Genomic DNA, 17,978 nt, shown 5'->3' with positions numbered 1-17,978 from the left:
TCCACGCACGGACGGCAATGGACGAATGCGGCCGGGCAACCGGTATCAAGGAGAGTAGGTTGTCATGAGTTTTCTCAACCCCGAGCCCAGAATCGTCGAAGAGCCGGCGGCGGAAATTGCTGGCGGCGCAAGGCTGATCCCGCGCATCACCATCCAGGCCTTTTGCGAGCATTCCCAGACCGCCCAATTGGTGGAAAGCGCCATCCACGACCGCCGCATGTCCAAGGTCGCGCTGACCACGCATAATGGCGGCCTCGACGGCGCCATCGAAACCTACAAGTCCAACCCGACGCCCAACCTCATCATGGTGGAAACCACTCTGCCACCAGGCGAAATTCCGGCGGCGTTGAGCCGGCTGGCCGAGGTGTGCGATGCCTCGACCCGCCTGATCCTGCTCGGCCACGTCAATGACGTGATGCTGTATCGCGAACTGATCCGTGGCGGCGTCTCCGAATATATCGTGCTGCCGGCTTCGGCCCAGTCCATCGTCACCGCCATCACCGACCTGTTCGCCTCCGAGGGCGCGGCTCCCATCGGGCGCACGGTCGGCTTCGTGTCGGCCAAGGGCGGCGCCGGCTCGTCCACCGTCGCGCACAATGTGGCTTGGGCCATCTCGCAGTCGCTGCGCCAGGACGCGCTGATCCTCGACATGGACCTAGCCTTCGGCACCGCCGGGCTCAATTTCAACCAGGACCCGCCGCACGGCTTGGCCGACGCCCTCAATGTCAACCAGAAGATCGACCAGACCATGCTCGATCGCCTGATGAGCAAGGCCGCCAACCATATCAACTTGTTGACCGCGCCGGTCACGCTCGACCGCACCTACGATTTCGAGGAGCGCGATTTCGAGCAGATCGTGGAGCTGAGCCAGACCGCCATTCCGGTCGTCGTGCTCGACATTCCCCATGCCTGGAATTCCTGGATCCGGCACACGCTCGCCACCATCGACGAAGTGGTGATCGTCGCCGAGCCGGACCTGGCCAACCTGCGCAATGCCAAGAACCTGGCTGATACCATCAAGGCACTGCGCCCGGCCGAAACCGCGCCCAACCTGATCATCAACAAGTTCGGCCTGCCGCGCCGTCCCGAAATCAGCCCCGGCGAATTCGCGTCCTCGATCGAATGCCGCCTGCTCGGCACCATTCCGTTCGATGCGGCTTTGTTCGGCACCGCGGCCAATAACGGCCAGATGATCGCCGAGGTCTCGGCCAACAACAAGATCAACGACATTTACCGCGCGGTCGGCCTGCATGTGACAGGCCGCCAGGCGGTACAATCGGCCGGCAGGGGATCGTCCCTCAAGATGCCGTCCTTCCTCAAGAAACGGGCCTGATCGGACTTTCTGACCCCGGCACGTTGAAACGGTAGAACTCATGTTTGGCAAGCGCACATCATTTGGCGGCAATACCCCCGGGGTCGCGGAGGTCGCACGTCCGATCGCCAGTCCCACGCGCGCCGCCGAACCCGTCCGCCGCGCCAGTGACAGCGACAGCGCCGCCGCGCGCCTGCGCAACAATGACGAAGTGGTCGACGTCCGCTCGCCCGTCGATGCACAGCGCGACAAGGACTATTTCCAGACCAAGTCGGCGATCTTCAATGCGCTGATCGACTCGATCGATCTGAGCCAGCTCGCCACCATGGACCAGGACGCGGCGCGCGAGGAAATCCGCGACATCGTCGCCGAAATCATCGCGCTCAAATCTATCATCATGTCGATCTCCGAGCAGGAAGACCTGCTGGAGGATATCTGCAACGACGTGCTCGGCTATGGCCCGCTGGAGCCGCTGCTGGCGCGCGACGACATCTCCGACATCATGGTGAACGGGTCGCAGAAGTGCTATATCGAAGTCGCCGGCCGGGTGAAGCTCACCAATGTGCGCTTCCGCGACGACGCGCACCTGATGAACGTGTGCCAGCGCATCGTGTCCCAGGTCGGCCGCCGCGTCGATGAAAGCTCCCCCATTTGCGACGCCCGCTTGCCCGACGGCTCGCGCGTCAACGTCATCGCGCCCCCGCTGGCGATTGATGGCGCCGCGCTCACCATTCGTAAGTTCAAGAAGGACAAGCTGACGCTGCAGCAACTGGTCAAATACGGCTCGATCTCGCCCGAAGGGGCCGAGGTGCTGCGGATTCTGGGCCGGGTGCGCGCCAATGTGCTGATCTCGGGCGGTACCGGTTCGGGCAAGACCACGCTGCTCAACTGCATGACCGCCTTCATCGAAAAAGACGAACGCGTCATCACCTGCGAAGACTCCGCCGAACTGCAATTGCAGCAGCCGCACGTGGTGCGCCTCGAAACTCGCCCGCCCAACCTTGAGGGCGAAGGCGAAATCACCATGCGCGACCTGATCAAGAACTGCCTGCGTATGCGGCCGGAACGCATCATCGTCGGCGAAGTGCGCGGGCCCGAGAGCTTCGATCTGCTCCAGGCCATGAACACCGGCCATGACGGCTCCATGGGCACGTTGCATGCCAACAGCCCGCGCGAAGCCCTGAGCCGCCTTGAATCCATGATCACCATGGGCGGCTATGCGCTGCCCAGCCGCACCATCCGCGAAATGATCTGCTCGTCCATCGACGTCGTGGTCCAGGCCGCCCGCCTGCGCGACGGTTCGCGCCGCATCACCCACATCACCGAAGTGCTCGGCATGGAAGGCGACGTCATCGTGACCCAGGACGTGTTCCTCTACGACATCATGGGCGAAGACAGTTCCGGCATGCTGATGGGCCGTCATCGCTCGACCGGCATTACCAAGCCGCAATTCACCGAGCGCGCCAAATATTTCAACGAAGAAGCCAATCTGGTTGAGGCGCTGGAGAAGTCCAATACCGAACACCGCGAACTGCTGGATTCGTAGGCCATGAGCCCTCTCCTCCTCGCACTCCTGGCCATGATCGCCATCGGCGCCGCGGGCTTTGCGCTGGTGCCCAACCTGCTGGGCGGCAGCCGCGCCGACAAGCGCCGCAAGGCGTTCCAGGGCGATATCCAGGTCAACCGGCGCGAAATGGACGCCGCCAAGACCCGCGATACCCGTCGCAAGAGCGTGCAGCAGGCGCTGAAGTCGCAGACCGACGCGCTCAATGCCAAAAAACGCGTGCCGCTGCCGGCGCTGCTGTTTCAGGCCAACATATCGCTGACGCCGGCCAAGTTCATCCGCAACAGCGTCATCTTTGGTGCGGTACTGCTTGTGGTGTTGTTCATCGTGCAGGTGCCACTGCATTTCGCCGCTATCTTCGCGGTGGCCGGGGGCTATCTGCTGCCGCGCATGTGGGTCAATCGCAAGCGCAAGAAGTATCAGAGCCAGTTCCTCGATGAATTGCCCAATGCCGTCGAAGCCATTGTGCGCGGCGTCAAAACCGGCCTGCCGCTCAATGATTGCGTTCGCGCCGTGGCCAAGGACGCCAAGGAGCCGGTGAAGTCCGAATTCGCCCGCATCCTCGACCAGCAGGCCTTCGGCATGTCGATGACCGAGGCCGTTTCGGTGCTGCTCGACCGGGTGCCGCTGCCCGAGGTCAATTTCTTCGTCGTCGTCATCACCGTGCAGCAGCAGGCCGGCGGCAACCTGTCCGAAGCTCTGGGGAACCTGGCCCGCGTGCTGCGCGACCGCAAGAAAATGAAGATGAAGATCAAGGCCATGTCATCGGAAGCCAAGGCCTCGGCCTATATCATCGGCTCGCTGCCGTTTGTCGTCGGCAGCCTGGTGTCGCTGACCTCGCCACTTTATCTGCAGCCGCTCTGGACCACCCAGCTCGGCATGATCTGGGCCGGCGTGGGTGCCTTGATGCTGTGCCTTGGTATTTTCGTGATGACCAAGATGGTTCAATTCGACTTTTAGCCGGCAGAAGCGTGAGCGCGTCATGAACTTTATCGATCAGCTGACCTCGCGGGACTTCCTTATCTCCGTGCTGGCCGCCATCTCGGCGGGCGCCGTGGTGTTCACCTTCGGCACCTCGTTTCTGGTCAAGACCGAAATGCGCACCCGCATCAAGCGCGTGGCACTGGAGCGCGACAAGCTGCGCGCCGAAGAAATGGCCCGCCTTCGCGGCGGCGGCGCGCCCGACGCCCGTGGCACCATGCGCCGCCCGGCCGAAACCAAGACCTATATGAAGAATATCGTCGAGCGCTTCGACCTGAAGAAGGCGTTCCAGGACCATGCCACCGTCGACAAGCTGGCCATGTCCGGCTATCGGGGGCAGGGGCACCTGACCACGTTCCTGTTCCTGCGCTTCGTCACCCCGCTGATCATCTTCGTGCTGGTGACGGGCTACCTGTTCCTGGCGCCCGGCGGACGTCCGGCCTACCTCAATGTCGTCTACGGCATCGGCGCGGGCCTGCTCGGCTCCTATCTACCCGTCATCCTGCTGAAGAATTCGACGGTCAAGCGGCAGAAGTCGATCAAGCGCGCCTGGCCCGATTGCCTCGATCTGATGCTGCTCTGCGTGGAAGCCGGCATGTCGGTGGAACACGCCATCAAGCGCGTCGCCAAGGAAATCGGCAATCAGAGCGCCGAACTGGCCGAAGAACTGACGTTGACCAATGCCGAACTCTCATTCCTCGAAGATCGCAGCCGCGCCTATGAAAACCTCGGGCGCCGCACCGGGCTGGACGGTGTGCGCGCGGTAATGTCCGCGCTGATTCAGGCCGATCGTTATGGCACCTCGGTCGGCCAGGCGTTGCGCGTCATGGCCGAGGAAGGCCGTGAAGCCCGGATGATGGAAGCCGAAAAGAAGGCCGCCTCCCTGCCGCCCAAGATGACCGTGCCGCTGATCTTGTTCTTCCTGCCGGTGCTGTTCATCGTCATCATCGCCCCCGCCATCATCAAGGTGTTCGCGGTCCAGGGCGCCCCGATGTAAAGGGGCTGACCTGCAACACTTGCAGATCGGCTAGGCGAGACCTGCTCAATCCAGGCGCAATGAACAGCGGTCGTTCGGTACGCCCGCTGTCCCGCTTGGCTGCTTATGCGAAATTGGACGCGATTTTCGCCAGGTAATCTTCGATCGGCACGCTGTTGCGCAGTGCCATCAAGTCCTTGCCCGCCTGGCCCACCAGAGTCCTGAACTTCTGGTTTTCGCCTGTCGCCAGCGCGTGGATTTCATCCACAATGTCCTGCGGATCATCCAAAGCCGCCTCTTTGGCCGAGGCGAACATCGCATTCACCTTGCCGAGCATTGCGTTGTAGTCGGTGATCTCGGGATGCGTATTGAACACGACGCTATCGAGGAAGTTATTGCCTCTCGATCCGCCCTGTTCGATCAGGCGTAGTTCGATATTGAGGGGCTTCAGTTCATAGTAAAGGCCCTCAGTCAGACCCTCGAGGGCGAACTTGGACATGTTGTAGAGCGAGCCGGTGGGCACGGCCGTGGTAACCCCCATGAACGAGCTGATATTGATGAACATGCCGCCCTTGTTGGCGCGGAAATGCGGCAGGAAGCTGCGGATGACATTGATCGGGCCACGCACGTTGAGGGCGAATTGCCAGTCGATGGTCTCTTCCTTGGCAAATTCCAGCGGGCCATACGAGCCGGCACCGGCATTGTTGACGACGACGTCGATCTTGCCAAACGCAGCAATTGCCGCCTCGGTGGCTGCCTCTACCTGCGCCACATCGGTAACGTCGAGCTTGAACAGCTTGATGTTGTCATAGCCCGACAGCTCGGTTTCCTGTTCCGGCGTCCGCATGCTGGCCGCGACATTCCAGCCCGCCTTCGCAAAATGCATCGCCGTCAATTTGCCCAGACCGCTGCTGGTGCCGGTGATGAAGATAGTCTTGGTCATCGTCTATTCTCTTGGTTGGGATAAAAATTATGGACTATTTAGTCTAAAATTAGTCGTGCTAACCGCGTGTAGCCGGCCGATGAAGTTCTAGGTCAAACTTCTGAGCGCCATCCGCATGATGTCACGTAGTGCTTCCAGCGATGCACCGCCGCGGGCCGCGACCTTGATCCCGGACAGGGCCGCCAAAAGGAAATGGGCCGCCGCCGTCTCATCGATGCTCCCATCGATCTCGCCAGTCGCCTTCCCCTCCGATATCCGTCGCTCAAGTGCGGCTCGGAGGGCCCGGGCCGCGGTATCGTTCAGCATCGACACTTCGGGGTCCGAATGCCCGAATTCGCAGACCGCGCTGACGCCAAGGCAGCTTTTGGAAGGCCGGAGGATGAAGGCATTCAGCATCGCCTCGATGCCCTTGAGCGGGGTGCCGCCATTGAGCGAATGCATCTGCTCGGCCATGCTTTCGGCCGCATAGGTTCGCAATGCTTCAAGATAGAGCTGCCGCTTGTCGCCAAAGGTATTGTAGAGGCTCTGGCGACTAATGTTCATGGCGTCGAGCAACTGATCGGTCGAGGTGCCCTCATATCCATGCTCGGCGAACGCCGAAATGGCGTTCCCCAATGCTGCTTCGCGATCGAACTCTCTCGGCCTGGCCATGGCCGGTGATATATTAATTCTAGACTGACTTGTCAAGAATTGCGAGTGAATGGCCGGTGAGAAATTTGGCGCGGAGCCGTCGGCAGTAAAGAACTGGCCGGGCATTAGCCTTGGGGGATAGCGTCCCAACGGTTCTGCTGGGTCAGCAGCGAGCGCACATAGGCCATGTTGGCCTCGACCTGGTCGGGCGGCAGTTCGGCCGCATAGATCGCCCGGCACTCGTCGAACCGGCCTTGCAAGCCCAGCACCAAAGCCAGGTTCTGCCGGATTTGGCTCGTCGCGCCGCGCATGCTCACGGCGCGGCGCAGGTGTTGCTCGGCCGAGGTTAGGTCATTGGTCATGGCGAAGCTGAGGCCGAAATTGGCCTCCACCGATGCCTCGCCGGGGGCAAGGGCCAAGGCCTGGCTGTAAAGTTGACGCGCTTCGTCGCTGCGCCCCATCTGGTCGAGGATGGCGCCCTTGACCGACAGCGCATTCCAGTCGGGCGCGTCGGGCCGGATCGAGCGATCCATCACCGCCAGTCCCTGCTCGAACCGCCCCTCGGCGGTCAGCGCCTTGGCATAGGCCACGCTGATTTCGACATCGTTCGGATAGCGCGCCATGCTCACTTCAAGCACCGCGACGGCCTGGCCGCTTTGGCCCTGGGCGCGCAAGGCCGCGGCGAAATTGATAGCGATATCGCGATCGTTGGGGTTGGATTTGTAGCGGGCGCTGAGTTCGGCCAGGCTCTGCTGCGCCTGCGCGCGCGGCTGGCCGGAATAATCGGGTGAAACCGTGCTGTTCATCGCGCACCCCGCCATCGCCACAGCGGCGGTGCCGGCAAGCAGCATGAGGCGTATGGATCTGGCAAAACCGGGGGCAGGCAACACGGGGAACGCACTCCATTCGGCAAGCTCGCGCCGACCCCCCAGCAATAAAACATTAACCCTAACGCGCCGTTAAAAGCGCCATTGGGCCGTTGCTGGCCGCCCGCCGCCGGACTACACAAAGACGTCAAATCGCGCGGAGTTTCCCCCATGACCACGGCCCAAACCCTCCCGGTGATCTTCATTGATGATGCCGGTCTGGCCGCGGTGGGCCTCGATCCGGTCGCCACCGCCTGGGCCGCTGCCAACGGCTTTTCCGGCCAGCGCGGGCGCTTGCTGGCGGTGCCCGACGGGCAGGGGGCGGTCGCCGCCTATCTGTTCGGCACCGGGAGCGCGGTCGACCGTCCGGTGTTGGTCGCGGGCCTTGCGGCCGCGCAATTGGGCGAGGGCAATTATCGTCTTGAGGGGGCCATTGACGATCCCACTCTGGCCGCGCTCGGCTTCAACCTGGGCGCCTATCGCTTCGACAAATACCGCAAGGCCAAGGCCACGCCAGTGCTGGCCGATCTCGGAGTGGCCGACGCCGCCGAAGTGGCACGGCTGACCAAGGCGGCCTATCTGGCGCGCGATCTCATCAACACCGCCCCCAACGATTTGGGGCCTGTTGCCTTCGAGCGCGAAATCCGCGCCTTTGCCAGCGCCCGCAATATGACGGTCACTGCTATTGTGGGCGATGACCTGTTGGCGGCCAATTTCCCCATGATCCACGCCGTCGGCCGCGCCAGCACGGAAGCGCCGCGGCTGCTCGATTTGAGCTGGGGCCGGTCCGGCGATCCCAAGGTGACGCTGGTGGGCAAGGGCGTCACCTTCGATACCGGCGGGCTCGATATCAAAACCGCCGCCGGCATGCTGCTGATGAAAAAGGACATGGGCGGGGCCGCCAATGTGCTGGGCCTCGCCAGCGCTATTGTCGATGCGGGCTTGCGGGTGCGCCTGCGCGTGCTCGTTCCGGTGGTGGAAAATTCCATCGCCGGCGCCGCGTTCCGTCCGGGCGACGTTCTGACATCGCGCAAAGGCCTGACCGTGGAAATCGGCAATACCGATGCCGAGGGCCGGTTGATCCTGGCCGATGCGCTGGCGCTGGCCGATGAGGAAAATCCGGAAATCCTGCTCGATATGGCCACTCTCACCGGCGCCGCCCGCGTCGCGCTTGGCCCCGACCTGCCGCCGCTCTATTCCACCGACGACGCTCTGGCGCGGGAGTTGATGACCGCCGGTCTGGCCGCCGATGACCCGCTCTGGCAATTGCCGCTCTGGTCGCCGTACGATTCCATGATGGCGTCCAAGATCGCCGATGTGAACAATGCCGGTGCGGGCGGTTTTGCCGGCTCGATCACCGCGGCCCTGTTCCTCCGCCGCTTCGTCGCTAATGCGAAGGCCTGGGTGCATCTCGATATCTATGGCTGGGCGCCCGAAGCCCGGGCGGGCCGTCCGCTCGGTGGCACCGACCAGGGCATTCGCGCGGTCTACAACGTGCTCAAGCAGCGATTTCCAGCATAGTTGACTTTGACAACTAAAAAGTTGACTGTCTCAACAATAGCGTGAGGCAGAGCATGACCATGGTCGACGACATCGCCACGATGCGGGCGTTCAACCGGTTCTACACGCGCATTATCGGGCTGCTCGAAGAGGGCATGCATAACAGCCCTTATGCGCTGAGCGAAGCGCGCGTGGTCCATGAAATCGGCAAGCGCAACGCCACCACGGCCAGCGAATTGTGCGAGGCGCTCGCGATGGATCGCGGCCAGATGAGCCGGCTGGTCTGGCGCCTCAGCGATCTGGGCCTGCTGGCGAGCCTTCCCGGCGCCGACAAGCGCTCCAACAACCTGGCGCTGACCCCGCAAGGCGACACGATCTATCGCGACCTCAACGCCGCCAGCGACGCCGACGCGGAAAACCTGCTGACCCCGCTCGATCCTCTGAGCCGCCTCGATCTGGTCGCCGCCATGCGCCGGATCGAGGCCATCCTGGCCGGCCCGGTGCCGGGCGGCACGCTGACCCTGCGCCCGCCGTGCATTGGCGAAATCGGCCAGTTGATCGCGCGCCAGGGTCTGCTCTATCACCTCGAACAGGGCTGGAACCACGAATTCGAACTGCTGATCACGCGCATCTACGCCGAGTTCGACGCGGCTCCCGACCCCGCGACCAAAGGGTTGTGGATCGCCGACTATGCGGGGGAACTGGCCGGCTCCATCTTCGTCTTGCCGGCGCCCGATGAAGACCGCACGGCGCAATTGCGCATGCTCTATGTCGAGCCGGCCTTTCGCGGGCTGGGGATCGGCAAGACGCTGGTGGCCGAAGTGGTGCGCTTCAGCCGCGCCGCCGGCTATCGCCGCGTCATCCTGTGGACGCAGGACTGCCTGGCCTCAGCGCGCCGCATCTATCAAGCGACCGGGTTTGAGCTGGTCGAAGAGGAAAAACACCATTCCTTCGGGGCCGACCTTAACGGGCAATATTGGGCGTTGAACCTTCAATAGCCCCGGCTGCGATCCACCACATTGATGAGTGGCTTGCCCGCCTCGTGCGCCTTGATGATCGCGGCGTAATAGCTCACCCCGGCCTCTTCGTTCGAGATCGCCGCGATATGGGGGGTGATGTAGCAATTGGCGATATCCCAGAGCGGGCTGTCGGCCGGCAGCGGTTCCACTTCGAACACGTCGAGGCTGGCTGCGCCCAGCGTGCCGTCGCCCAGCGCCTTGACGATATCGGCCTCGCGCTGATGCCCACCCCGCGCCGGATTGACGAGCACCGGCCCGCCGTCGAGCCCGCCACGCCGCAGCTTGGAGAAGGTATCGGAGTTCAAAATACCCGCCGTGTCGGGCGTTAGCGGCAGCAGGTTGACCAAAATATCGGTGCCGCCCAAGAAGGCATCGAATTCGCCAGCGCCGGCAAACGCCTCAACGCCCTGCACAGGCTTTTGAGTACGGCTCCAGCACCGCACTTCAAATCCCAGCGCCAGAAGGCATTGTGCTGCATCTTGCCCCAGCACGCCCATGCCCATGATACCGACCGCGGTCTGACGTGCCGCTGGCGGATAGAATTGCCCCCAGCGCCGTGCCGCCTGATCGGCTTGGAACCGCGAGTAGAGCCGTTGATGCATGGTGACATTGGCCACCACATAGTCGCTCATGCGCCGCGTCAAATCGTAATCCACGAACCGCACGATCGGCGCGTCGGGTAGGTTTGGATGCTTGAGCAGCGCATCGACGCCAGCGCCGAGCGACAGGACCGCCTTGAGATTATCGAGTCCATCAAAGGCGTCGGCCTTCGGCTTCCACACGAAAATGTAGCGCACATCCTTGGGATCGTAAGCGTCGTCGCGTCGCACCACGGGGTAGGGCGCCAGCGCCGCACGAAATTTCTCGGCCCAGCCCGCCTCATCGACATCGCTCAAATGCAGCAGCAGCATGGTGTTCTCCCCCGCTCAAACAAATCGAGCCGCACCCAGGGGCGCGGCTCGTAAAAATATCATGCCGTCTCGACAGGCCTTAAGGCGCGGCTGGCGCTGCGGCCGGAGCCTCGGTGGTCGCTGGAGCCGGTGTGGCGGCAGGCGCTGGCGTTGCAGCCGGGGCTTCGGTCGCTGCCGGAGCGGGCGTCGCGGCAGGTGCCGCTGCCGGAGCTTCAGTAGCTGCCGGTGCAGGCGTAGCCGCCGGGGCTTCGGTTGTCGCGGGAGCAGCCGGTGCAGTTGCGTCAGCTGGAGCCGGGGCGGCCGCGTCAGCCGGAGCGGCATCGGCGGTCGGGAACGGCACTGGGTCGTGCGACAGCGTCTGCAGATACGCCAGGATGTCGGCGCGTTCTTCCGGCGATTTCACACCGGAGAAGTTCATCTTGGTGCCTTCGACATAGGCCTTAGGCGCGGTGATGAAGGTGTTGATGTTCTCATAGGTCCAGATTTCGCCAGCGGCGTTATGGGCCTTCATGCCGTCCGAATAGGCGAAATCGGCGATGCTGCCTTCTGGGCGCCCGACGACGCCATAAAGATGCGGACCCTGCTTGCTGGGCTCGCCCTCGCCGAAATTGTGGCACGACTGGCACTTGCGCACGGCGGCCTGACCGCGCGTGGCGTCGGCGCTGGCCAGCAGCGTCGCCAGAGGCACGGCGGCTACGGCCGGCGCGCCAGCCTCGGCGGCAACAACCGGCTCAGGCTCGGGCAGGGCATAGCCCGGCCCAACGTCTTCACGCGGTGCATAAATGGCTTCGGCAACGAAGCCGACGCCCATCACGAACAACAGGGTGCCGAGGACGGCGCCGATGATCTTGTTAAATTCGAACGAATCCATTTGGTCTCTCTGCCAGTCCATCCCCTGCGGACGATGCGCCAATCCCGCTAAACTTTCGATTCCGCAAGCGAAATCGCCTCAACAACGGGCTAAGCGCGCGCGGAAGATAGTATCAAGGCTGGCCCCGCGCAACAGCCCTTTCCTGCCTGCGACAATTCCCCACCGCCGATTGGCCGCAGTCCGGCGGACGCGCTCAATTGACTCGCCATTCGGCCGGGTTCAAAAGCCTGCCCATCAGATCAGGATGCGTGCGAATGACCTACAAAATTGCCTTCCAGGGTGAGCCCGGTGCCTTCAGCCATGCCGCCACGAACAATGTGTTCCCCGGACAGGAAGCGATCGGCTGCGTCACCTTCGAGGAAACCATCGCCGCGGTGCAGACCGGCAAGGCCGATTTTGCCGTCGTCCCGGTCGAAAATTCGCTCTATGGCCGCATCACCGATATTCACCACCTGCTGCCCAATAGCGGTCTCTATATTGTCGGCGAAACCTATCTGCGCGTCGAGATGACTCTTCTGGCCGTGCCCGGCGCCACGCTGGACGATATCAAATCGGTGCAGTCGCTGTCGGTTGCGCTGGGCCAGTGCCGCAAGTTCATCGCCGAACATGGCTTCCGCACCATCAATTCGGTCGATACCGCCGGCTCCGCCCGCGAAGTTTCGCAGAAGGGCGACAAATCCGTCGCCGCCATCGCCTCGCGCTTTGCCGGCGAGCTTTATGGCCTCAATGTGCTGGCAGAAAACATCGAGGACGCCGCCCACAACACCACGCGCTTCCTGGTGCTGTCGCGCGAAAAGACCGAGGCCGCGCCCGCTCCCGGCGTCAAGACCACCTTCGTGTTCCGCGTCCGCAACGTGCCCGCCGCGCTCTATAAAGCCATGGGGGGCTTTGCCACCAACGGCGTCAACATGACTAAGCTGGAAAGCTACATGGTGGGTGGCGCCTTCACCGCCACGCAGTTTTACGCCGATATCGAAGGCCACCCCAGCGACCTGAGCGTCCAGCACGCCTTCGAGGAATTGGGGTTCTTCACCGACCAGTTCCACATTCTGGGCGTCTATCCGTCGGCGAACACGAAGTAGCGCCGCCCTCTTGCCTTCGCCGCATTTCTCTCACATATAGCCTTTGGGAGGTTGGCGCGGACGTGTTCCTCGCCAACCGGGTCAGGTCCGGAAGGAAGCAGCCCCAACGAGACCTTCACGGGTCGATGCCAGCCTCCTACTATGCTCCAATGACAGCGAGCAGATTCTCCCCCACAGTGGTCGCGAAAGGGCAATATGGCTTCGCCTGATACGCCATCGTCGCCCTATCTGGTGCTGGCGCGCAAATACCGCCCGGTCAGCTTTTCCACGCTGATCGGCCAGGATGCCATGGTCCAGACCCTGGGCAATGCGTTCAAGCAGAACCGCATCCACCACGCCTTCATTCTCACCGGCGTGCGCGGTGTGGGTAAAACCACCACGGCCCGCATTCTGGCGCGCGCCTTCAACTACGAGGATGCTTCCGGCAAGCATCCGACGCTCGACCTCGATGTCGAAGGCATTCATTGCCGCGCCATCATCGAAGGGCGGCATGTCGACGTCATCGAAATGGACGCCGCCTCCAATACCGGCATTGGCGACATTCGCGAGATCATCGACTCGGTCAAATACGCTCCAGCCTCCGCGCCCTATAAAGTCTACATCATCGACGAAGTGCACATGCTCTCGACGGCGGCCTTCAACGGCCTGCTGAAGACGCTCGAAGAGCCGCCGCCCTATGTGAAGTTCATCTTCGCCACCACCGAAATCCGCAAGGTGCCGGTCACCATCCTCAGCCGCTGCCAGCGCTTTGACCTGCGTCGTGTGACGCCCGATGTGATGACGCGGCATCTGGAAGACCTGCTGGCCAATGAGGGCATTCCCTCCGAGCCAGAGGCTCTGGCGATGATCGTGCGCGCCGGCGAAGGCTCGGTGCGCGATAACCAGTCCTTGCTCGATCAGGCTATTGCCCATGGCGATGGCGCCGTCACCGCGCCCACCGTCAAGGCCATGCTTGGCCTCGGCGATCGCGCGCGGATTATTGATCTGTTCGAGGACCTGTTGGGCGGCCGTATCGGGGAGGCGCTCGATACCATGCGGGCGCTTTACGATGCCGGTGCCGATCCGCAGACGCTGGTCGCGGACCTCGCTGATTTCACCCATCTGGTCACCCGCATCAAGGTCGTGCCCGCCGCGGCCGATGATGTCTCGCTCACACCCGACGAGCGCAATCGCGGTGCTGACCTGGCCGGCAAGCTGCCGATGCGGGCGCTCACCCGCGCCTGGCAGATTCTGTTCAAGGGCTATGACGAGGTCGCGCGTGCCGGCAACGCCATCCAGGCGGCCGAAATGGTGCTGATCCGCCTGGCCTATGCGGCCGATCTGCCCAGCCCCGACGATGTGATCGCCAAACTGTCCAACCAGCCCGCACCGGCTTTGCCGCAGATGGCACCATTGCCGCCGCGCGGGCCTTCGGGGGGCTCGTCGGCCATGCGGCAGGAAGCGCCGCAACGGCAGCAGGCGCCCGCTATCTCCGCGCCGCAGCCGCAACCGACGGTTCCCTCGGCGCTGGCCCGCATCGAGTCCTATGCCGAACTGATCGCCCTTGCCGGTGCTAAGCGCGACATCGTGCTCAAGATCGCGCTGGAATCGACCATGCGGCCGGTTTCGTTCGGTCAGGGCAGCATCGAAGTGGCCCTGGTAGATGGCACCGATCCAGGTATTATCGCCACGCTTTCGGCTCGGCTTCAGGCTTGGACCGGCGAACGCTGGCTGGTCAATGTTTCCAACAAGGCGCCCGAGGGCAAGACCGTCCGCGAGGAACGCGTCGCCCGCGAAAAGGCGGCCCACGACCAGGCGCACGAAGACCCGCTGGTGCAGGCCATTCTTGAAACATTCCCCGGCGCCAAGGTGGTCAACGTCAAGCTGCGTGACGACGCGGTGGTCGTTGCGCCCGAAACCGTGGCCCCGCCAGAACCTGAAGAGGACGACGAATGAAAGATCTCATGGGCATGATGAAGGCCGCCGGCGAGATGAAGGCCAAGATGGAAACCATGCAGGCCGAACTGGCCGATATGGTCATCGAAGGCCGCTCGGGTGGCGGGCTCGTCACCGTCTCGCTATCGGGCAAGGGCGACATGAAGAGCCTCAAGATCGACCCGTCCCTGTTCAAGGAAGACGATGTCGGCGTCCTTGAGGACCTGATCCTCGCTGCGCACAACGACGCCAAGAGTAAGGTCGAGTCCGAGACCCAGTCGCGCATGGCCGAAGTGACCGCCGGTCTCCCGATTCCTCCGGGTATGAAGCTGCCATTCTAGCATGGCCGGCGGACCCGAAATCGAGCAGTTGATCCAGCTCTTGTCCCGCCTGCCGGGGCTGGGGCCGCGCTCGGCTCGCCGCGCGGTTCTGCACCTGATCAAGAAGAAGGATCAGTTGATGATCCCGCTTTCGGCGGCGCTCGATCGGGCCGTGCTGGCCGTGCGCGTCTGCGAAACCTGCGGCAACGTGGATACCCAAAGCCCCTGCGCCATCTGCGCCGATCCGCGCCGCGCCGAAACTGGCATGCTGATCGTGGTCGAGGATGTGGCGGACCTGTGGGCGCTCGAACGCGCCGGCGTCGGCGCCGTGCGGTATCACGTGCTGGGCGGGGTCCTGTCGCCGCTCGATGGCGTGGGGCCGGATGATCTGTCGATCGACCAGCTTCTGGCTCGCGCGCCGGACTATCGCGAGATCGTGCTGGCGGTAAACGCGACCGTCGAGGGCCAGACCACAGCGCATTACATCACCGATCGCCTCGGTCCCAATGGGCCAAAAATCACCCGCCTCGCCCACGGCGTCCCCGTAGGCGGCGAGCTGGATTATCTCGATGAAGGCACGCTGAGCCAGGCCCTCAAGGCGCGGACGCAGATCTAGGCCAGCGTCTCCTTGAACAACCCGATCGTTCGTGACCAAGCCAGATCGGCCGCCGCCTTGTCGTAGCGGGCGGCGCTGGTGTCGTTGTTGAAGGCGTGGTTGGCGCCCGCGTAGACGAACAGCTCGTAGTCCGTGCCGGCCGCCTTCAGCGCTTCCTCGAACGCCGGAATGCCGGCATTGATCCGATCGTCCAGCCCACCATAGTGCAGCAGCAGCTTGGCCTTGATATTGGGCACTTCGGCCGCGTTGGGCTGCGCCCCATAATACGCGACGGCCGCCGCCAGGTCCGGCGTCGCCACGGCCAGACTGTTGACGGTGCCGCCGCCCCAGCAGAAGCCCATTGCGCCGACCTTGCCGTTCACGTCGTCCCGCGTCTTTAGATAGGCCGTGCTGGCAACGCCGTCAGCGGTGACGCCAGCCGGTTGCAGGTTGCCAAACAGGGCTCTTGCGTCGTCTTCACTGGCCGGAGTCCCGCCTTGCGCGGAGAGATAATCGGGCGCCAAGGTCACGAACCCTTCCAGCGCCACGCGCCGGGCAATATCCTTGATATGGGCATTGAGCCCGCGATTTTCGTGCACCACGATCACCGCGCCGAACGGTCCGGCGGTCTTGGGCTTGGCCAGATAGCCGCTCATCTCGCCCGAACCACCTGGATAGGTCACGGTTTCAATGCTGAGGCGCTCGTCGGTCTCCGGCACCAGCCCTTGCGCCTGGGCATTGGAGGCCATCAAGCCCGCCACGGTGACCGCAGCGCTCATCGATCCGGCCAGCTTGGCCAGATTATCCATGAATTTGCGCCGGTCCAGCGACAGGTGGGTGTAGTCGTCGAAGAGAGAAATCATGTCCTGCGTAACGGCAGGCTGGTCAGTCGAGTCATGCTCGCTCATGGCGGGTCTCCGTTTCAGTTAACCCGTAAAAGATAGAGCGCGCCCGAAGGCGCGCCCATGACCATAACCAAATTGTGAGGCGGCCTAGTGTACCTAGTGCACGCCGCGCTCGGGCTTGAAGTCGTCGCCTTCGTCCCACTCCGTCTCATCCAGGATTCCCGGCTCTTCGTCCTCGTCATCGAGATAGACGTCTTCGTCGGGCCCCTCGATCGCCTCGCGGGCCTCGACATCATCGGGCGCCAGGCTTTCGAGATCAGCTTCCGGCTCCAGCGCCGGCGCCAGGTTGGCGTAGTCATCCGTATCGTCGGCATTGGCTTCGTCGGTGGTCAGGGCATCGATGGCGCGATCGACCTCGCTCAGCAGTGCCGCCGGGTCTTCGTCGCCCCAATCGGCGCTTTCGCGCCCCGCAAGTTCGCTGCGAATTTCGCGCAGCCGCTCCAGGCGCTCTTCCACCAGGCGATCGTCGCCAAACAGCAGTTCCTCGATTTCGGTCTGGCTATAGGGCTGCGAAATGCCGGGCTGGTCGGCGTTATCGAAGTTGATTTCCTGTGGCATCATGGTGCCGTGATTATGGGTCTGGCTCATGCTGGTTTTCCCTCGCTGGTGAGCAATCGAATAGACAGAACGCCCCAGACCCGCCGAGGTTCGCAAAATACTTAAGGGCGGAACCAACGCACGGGGCCGAAGGTTGGTGCTGCATCAACCAGGAGCAAGTAATGGCCAACCTGCGCAGAGGCTCAAAAGTCAGCTGGAATTGGGGCGAACACCAAGCCCACGGCAAGATTGTCGATCGCTTCACCGCCAGGGTGACGCGTACCCTGCAGGGCACCAAGGTGGTCCGCGAAGCCAGCAAGGAAGAGCCGGCCTACCTGATCGAGCAGCCCGACGGCGACAAGGTCATCAAAACCGCCAGCGAACTCAGCGCCCCCTGATCGCATTCAGCCACAGTTCAGTCGCCGAGGTCCATGTGCAGCCATAACTGCACCTGGGGTTTCGTCATGCTGGGCCGTACGATCTGGATTTCCGCTGTCGCTGCACTCGTGCTGCCGCTGTTTTCGGCGCCGAGTTTTGCCGATGAGCCGTTCCGGCTGTTTGGATGCAGCGTCGAGGATTCGGAAAGCGACTTCATCTCGCTCTATGGCGTCGAGCAGGAGGACGGTACCTGGACCAGGCTGCAATTCCTCATTGCGAAAAATGGGATCATTTCGGCACTGGTCCCCGGCCAGCCGCTGGCTGGCTCGGGACCATTCTATTTCTCCAATTCGGGCGGTCCCGAGGGCTATTATGCCCAGGTCCGCTTCAACTGGGGTGGACGCAACTATGCCCTGCATATGCTCGAGATTCCGCCCGGGCCAGGCGAGGAATACAACATGCGTCAACGCTCGGCCTTTGTGCGGATCACTGAGCCAAACGGCGCCGTCTATGACCTGCCCTGCGGGGCGGAAATCGACGAATATATCGGCTACATGCAGCGCGCCATGAATTGCGACATGACCAACCGCTACGGCGCCGCCGGTTGTGATTTCGACGTGTGGCCCGAACGTGCCGTCGATGACAAGTTGCCTGAGGGTTTTGCCCCCTAGGCC

The 17,978-nt window shown here is 63.0% G+C and carries 19 protein-coding genes and 1 other RNA gene; 13 read left to right on the top strand and 7 right to left on the bottom strand.

The annotated features are described in order from the left end of the window. Positions 1-64: 64 nt before the first annotated feature. The 4 genes from JWR51_RS07020 to JWR51_RS07005 are packed head-to-tail and all read left to right on the top strand — an operon-like array spanning position 65 to position 4,854. Positions 65-1,333 (top strand): AAA family ATPase, encoded by a 1,269-nt coding sequence (locus tag JWR51_RS07020; protein WP_299745534.1) that lies wholly within the window; start codon positions 65-67, stop codon positions 1,331-1,333. A 40-nt stretch (positions 1,334-1,373) separates the two neighbouring features. After that, positions 1,374-2,858, top strand: a complete 1,485-nt coding sequence (locus JWR51_RS07015; protein ID WP_299745532.1) for a CpaF family protein — start codon at positions 1,374-1,376, stop codon at positions 2,856-2,858. A 3-nt stretch (positions 2,859-2,861) separates the two neighbouring features. Beyond that, a complete protein-coding gene (locus JWR51_RS07010; protein ID WP_299745530.1) occupies positions 2,862-3,836 on the top strand; it encodes a type II secretion system F family protein in 975 nt (324 codons plus the stop codon). 22 nt (positions 3,837-3,858) lie between these two features. Further along, positions 3,859-4,854, top strand: coding sequence for a type II secretion system F family protein (locus JWR51_RS07005; protein ID WP_299745528.1), 996 nt, complete (start codon positions 3,859-3,861; stop codon positions 4,852-4,854). Between the two features lie 103 nt (positions 4,855-4,957). Here JWR51_RS07005 and JWR51_RS07000 read toward each other — a convergent pair whose 3' ends face one another. The 3 genes from JWR51_RS07000 to JWR51_RS06990 form a co-directional block, all read right to left on the bottom strand. Continuing rightward, positions 4,958-5,776 carry an SDR family NAD(P)-dependent oxidoreductase gene (locus JWR51_RS07000; protein ID WP_299745526.1) on the bottom strand — a complete coding sequence of 273 codons (819 nt, stop codon included), beginning with the start codon at positions 5,774-5,776 and terminating at the stop codon, positions 4,958-4,960. Between the two features lie 87 nt (positions 5,777-5,863). After that, positions 5,864-6,427, bottom strand: a complete 564-nt coding sequence (locus JWR51_RS06995) for a TetR/AcrR family transcriptional regulator (protein ID WP_299745523.1) — start codon at positions 6,425-6,427, stop codon at positions 5,864-5,866. Positions 6,428-6,531: 104 nt separating this feature from the next. Beyond that, complete coding sequence (locus JWR51_RS06990; RefSeq protein ID WP_299745521.1) at positions 6,532-7,212, bottom strand: tetratricopeptide repeat protein; 681 nt, start codon at positions 7,210-7,212, stop codon at positions 6,532-6,534. A gap of 231 nt (positions 7,213-7,443) precedes the next feature. Between JWR51_RS06990 and JWR51_RS06985 the strand changes: the two genes are divergently transcribed. Continuing rightward, the gene (locus JWR51_RS06985; RefSeq protein ID WP_299745518.1) at positions 7,444-8,793 is read left to right on the top strand and encodes a M17 family metallopeptidase; all 1,350 of its coding nucleotides are present in this window, start codon (positions 7,444-7,446) and stop codon (positions 8,791-8,793) included. Positions 8,794-8,846: 53 nt separating this feature from the next. Beyond that, positions 8,847-9,770 carry a helix-turn-helix domain-containing GNAT family N-acetyltransferase gene (locus JWR51_RS06980; protein WP_299745515.1) on the top strand — a complete coding sequence of 308 codons (924 nt, stop codon included), beginning with the start codon at positions 8,847-8,849 and terminating at the stop codon, positions 9,768-9,770. On the opposite strand, the gene JWR51_RS06975 is transcribed toward JWR51_RS06980, so the two are convergent. Together JWR51_RS06975 and JWR51_RS06970 are read right to left on the bottom strand one after the other, a co-directional pair. Then, positions 9,764-10,702 (bottom strand): glyoxylate/hydroxypyruvate reductase A, encoded by a 939-nt coding sequence (locus JWR51_RS06975; RefSeq protein WP_299745512.1) that lies wholly within the window; start codon positions 10,700-10,702, stop codon positions 9,764-9,766. The two genes, JWR51_RS06980 and JWR51_RS06975, sit on opposite strands and share 7 nt — an antisense overlap. A gap of 79 nt (positions 10,703-10,781) precedes the next feature. Then, complete coding sequence (locus tag JWR51_RS06970) at positions 10,782-11,573, bottom strand: cytochrome c family protein (RefSeq protein ID WP_299745510.1); 792 nt, start codon at positions 11,571-11,573, stop codon at positions 10,782-10,784. Positions 11,574-11,827: 254 nt separating this feature from the next. On the opposite strand from JWR51_RS06970, the gene JWR51_RS06965 reads away from it, so the two are divergent. The 5 genes from JWR51_RS06965 (at position 11,828) to recR (ending at position 15,505) form a co-directional block, all read left to right on the top strand. Then, positions 11,828-12,655, top strand: a complete 828-nt coding sequence (locus JWR51_RS06965; protein ID WP_299745508.1) for a prephenate dehydratase — start codon at positions 11,828-11,830, stop codon at positions 12,653-12,655. 45 nt (positions 12,656-12,700) lie between these two features. Next, an RNA gene (gene ffs / locus JWR51_RS06960) (signal recognition particle sRNA small type) lies at positions 12,701-12,796 on the top strand. A gap of 54 nt (positions 12,797-12,850) precedes the next feature. After that, on the top strand, positions 12,851-14,590 hold the full coding sequence (locus tag JWR51_RS06955) for a DNA polymerase III subunit gamma/tau (protein ID WP_299745505.1): 1,740 nt from the start codon (positions 12,851-12,853) through the stop codon (positions 14,588-14,590). Further along, positions 14,587-14,910: a YbaB/EbfC family nucleoid-associated protein gene (locus JWR51_RS06950; RefSeq protein ID WP_299726874.1), complete on the top strand. Its 324-nt coding sequence runs from the start codon at positions 14,587-14,589 to the stop codon at positions 14,908-14,910. Before JWR51_RS06955 ends, JWR51_RS06950 begins: the two co-directional genes overlap by 4 nt. 1 nt (position 14,911) lies before the next feature. Continuing rightward, positions 14,912-15,505, top strand: a complete 594-nt coding sequence (gene recR / locus JWR51_RS06945; RefSeq protein WP_299745503.1) for a recombination mediator RecR — start codon at positions 14,912-14,914, stop codon at positions 15,503-15,505. Here the strand turns inward: recR and JWR51_RS06940 are convergent. Both JWR51_RS06940 and JWR51_RS06935 read right to left on the bottom strand, forming a co-directional pair. Then, complete coding sequence (locus JWR51_RS06940; protein WP_299745501.1) at positions 15,502-16,392, bottom strand: dienelactone hydrolase family protein; 891 nt, start codon at positions 16,390-16,392, stop codon at positions 15,502-15,504. The two genes, recR and JWR51_RS06940, sit on opposite strands and share 4 nt — an antisense overlap. 93 nt (positions 16,393-16,485) lie before the next feature. Continuing rightward, positions 16,486-16,977, bottom strand: a complete 492-nt coding sequence (locus tag JWR51_RS06935; protein ID WP_299745498.1) for a hypothetical protein — start codon at positions 16,975-16,977, stop codon at positions 16,486-16,488. 131 nt (positions 16,978-17,108) lie between these two features. Between JWR51_RS06935 and JWR51_RS06930 the strand changes: the two genes are divergently transcribed. Together JWR51_RS06930 and JWR51_RS06925 are read left to right on the top strand one after the other, a co-directional pair. Then, complete coding sequence (locus tag JWR51_RS06930; RefSeq protein ID WP_299745495.1) at positions 17,109-17,324, top strand: DUF2945 domain-containing protein; 216 nt, start codon at positions 17,109-17,111, stop codon at positions 17,322-17,324. Between the two features lie 66 nt (positions 17,325-17,390). Next, on the top strand, positions 17,391-17,975 hold the full coding sequence (locus tag JWR51_RS06925) for a hypothetical protein (protein ID WP_299745492.1): 585 nt from the start codon (positions 17,391-17,393) through the stop codon (positions 17,973-17,975). Positions 17,976-17,978: the final 3 nt, after the last annotated feature.

The sequence above is a fragment of the Devosia sp. genome (assembly GCF_028290625.1).
Taxonomy (GTDB): domain Bacteria; phylum Pseudomonadota; class Alphaproteobacteria; order Rhizobiales; family Devosiaceae; genus Devosia.
The sequence above is the reverse complement of the archived record's forward strand: the minus strand, read 5'-3'. Positions and strand labels throughout refer to the sequence as shown.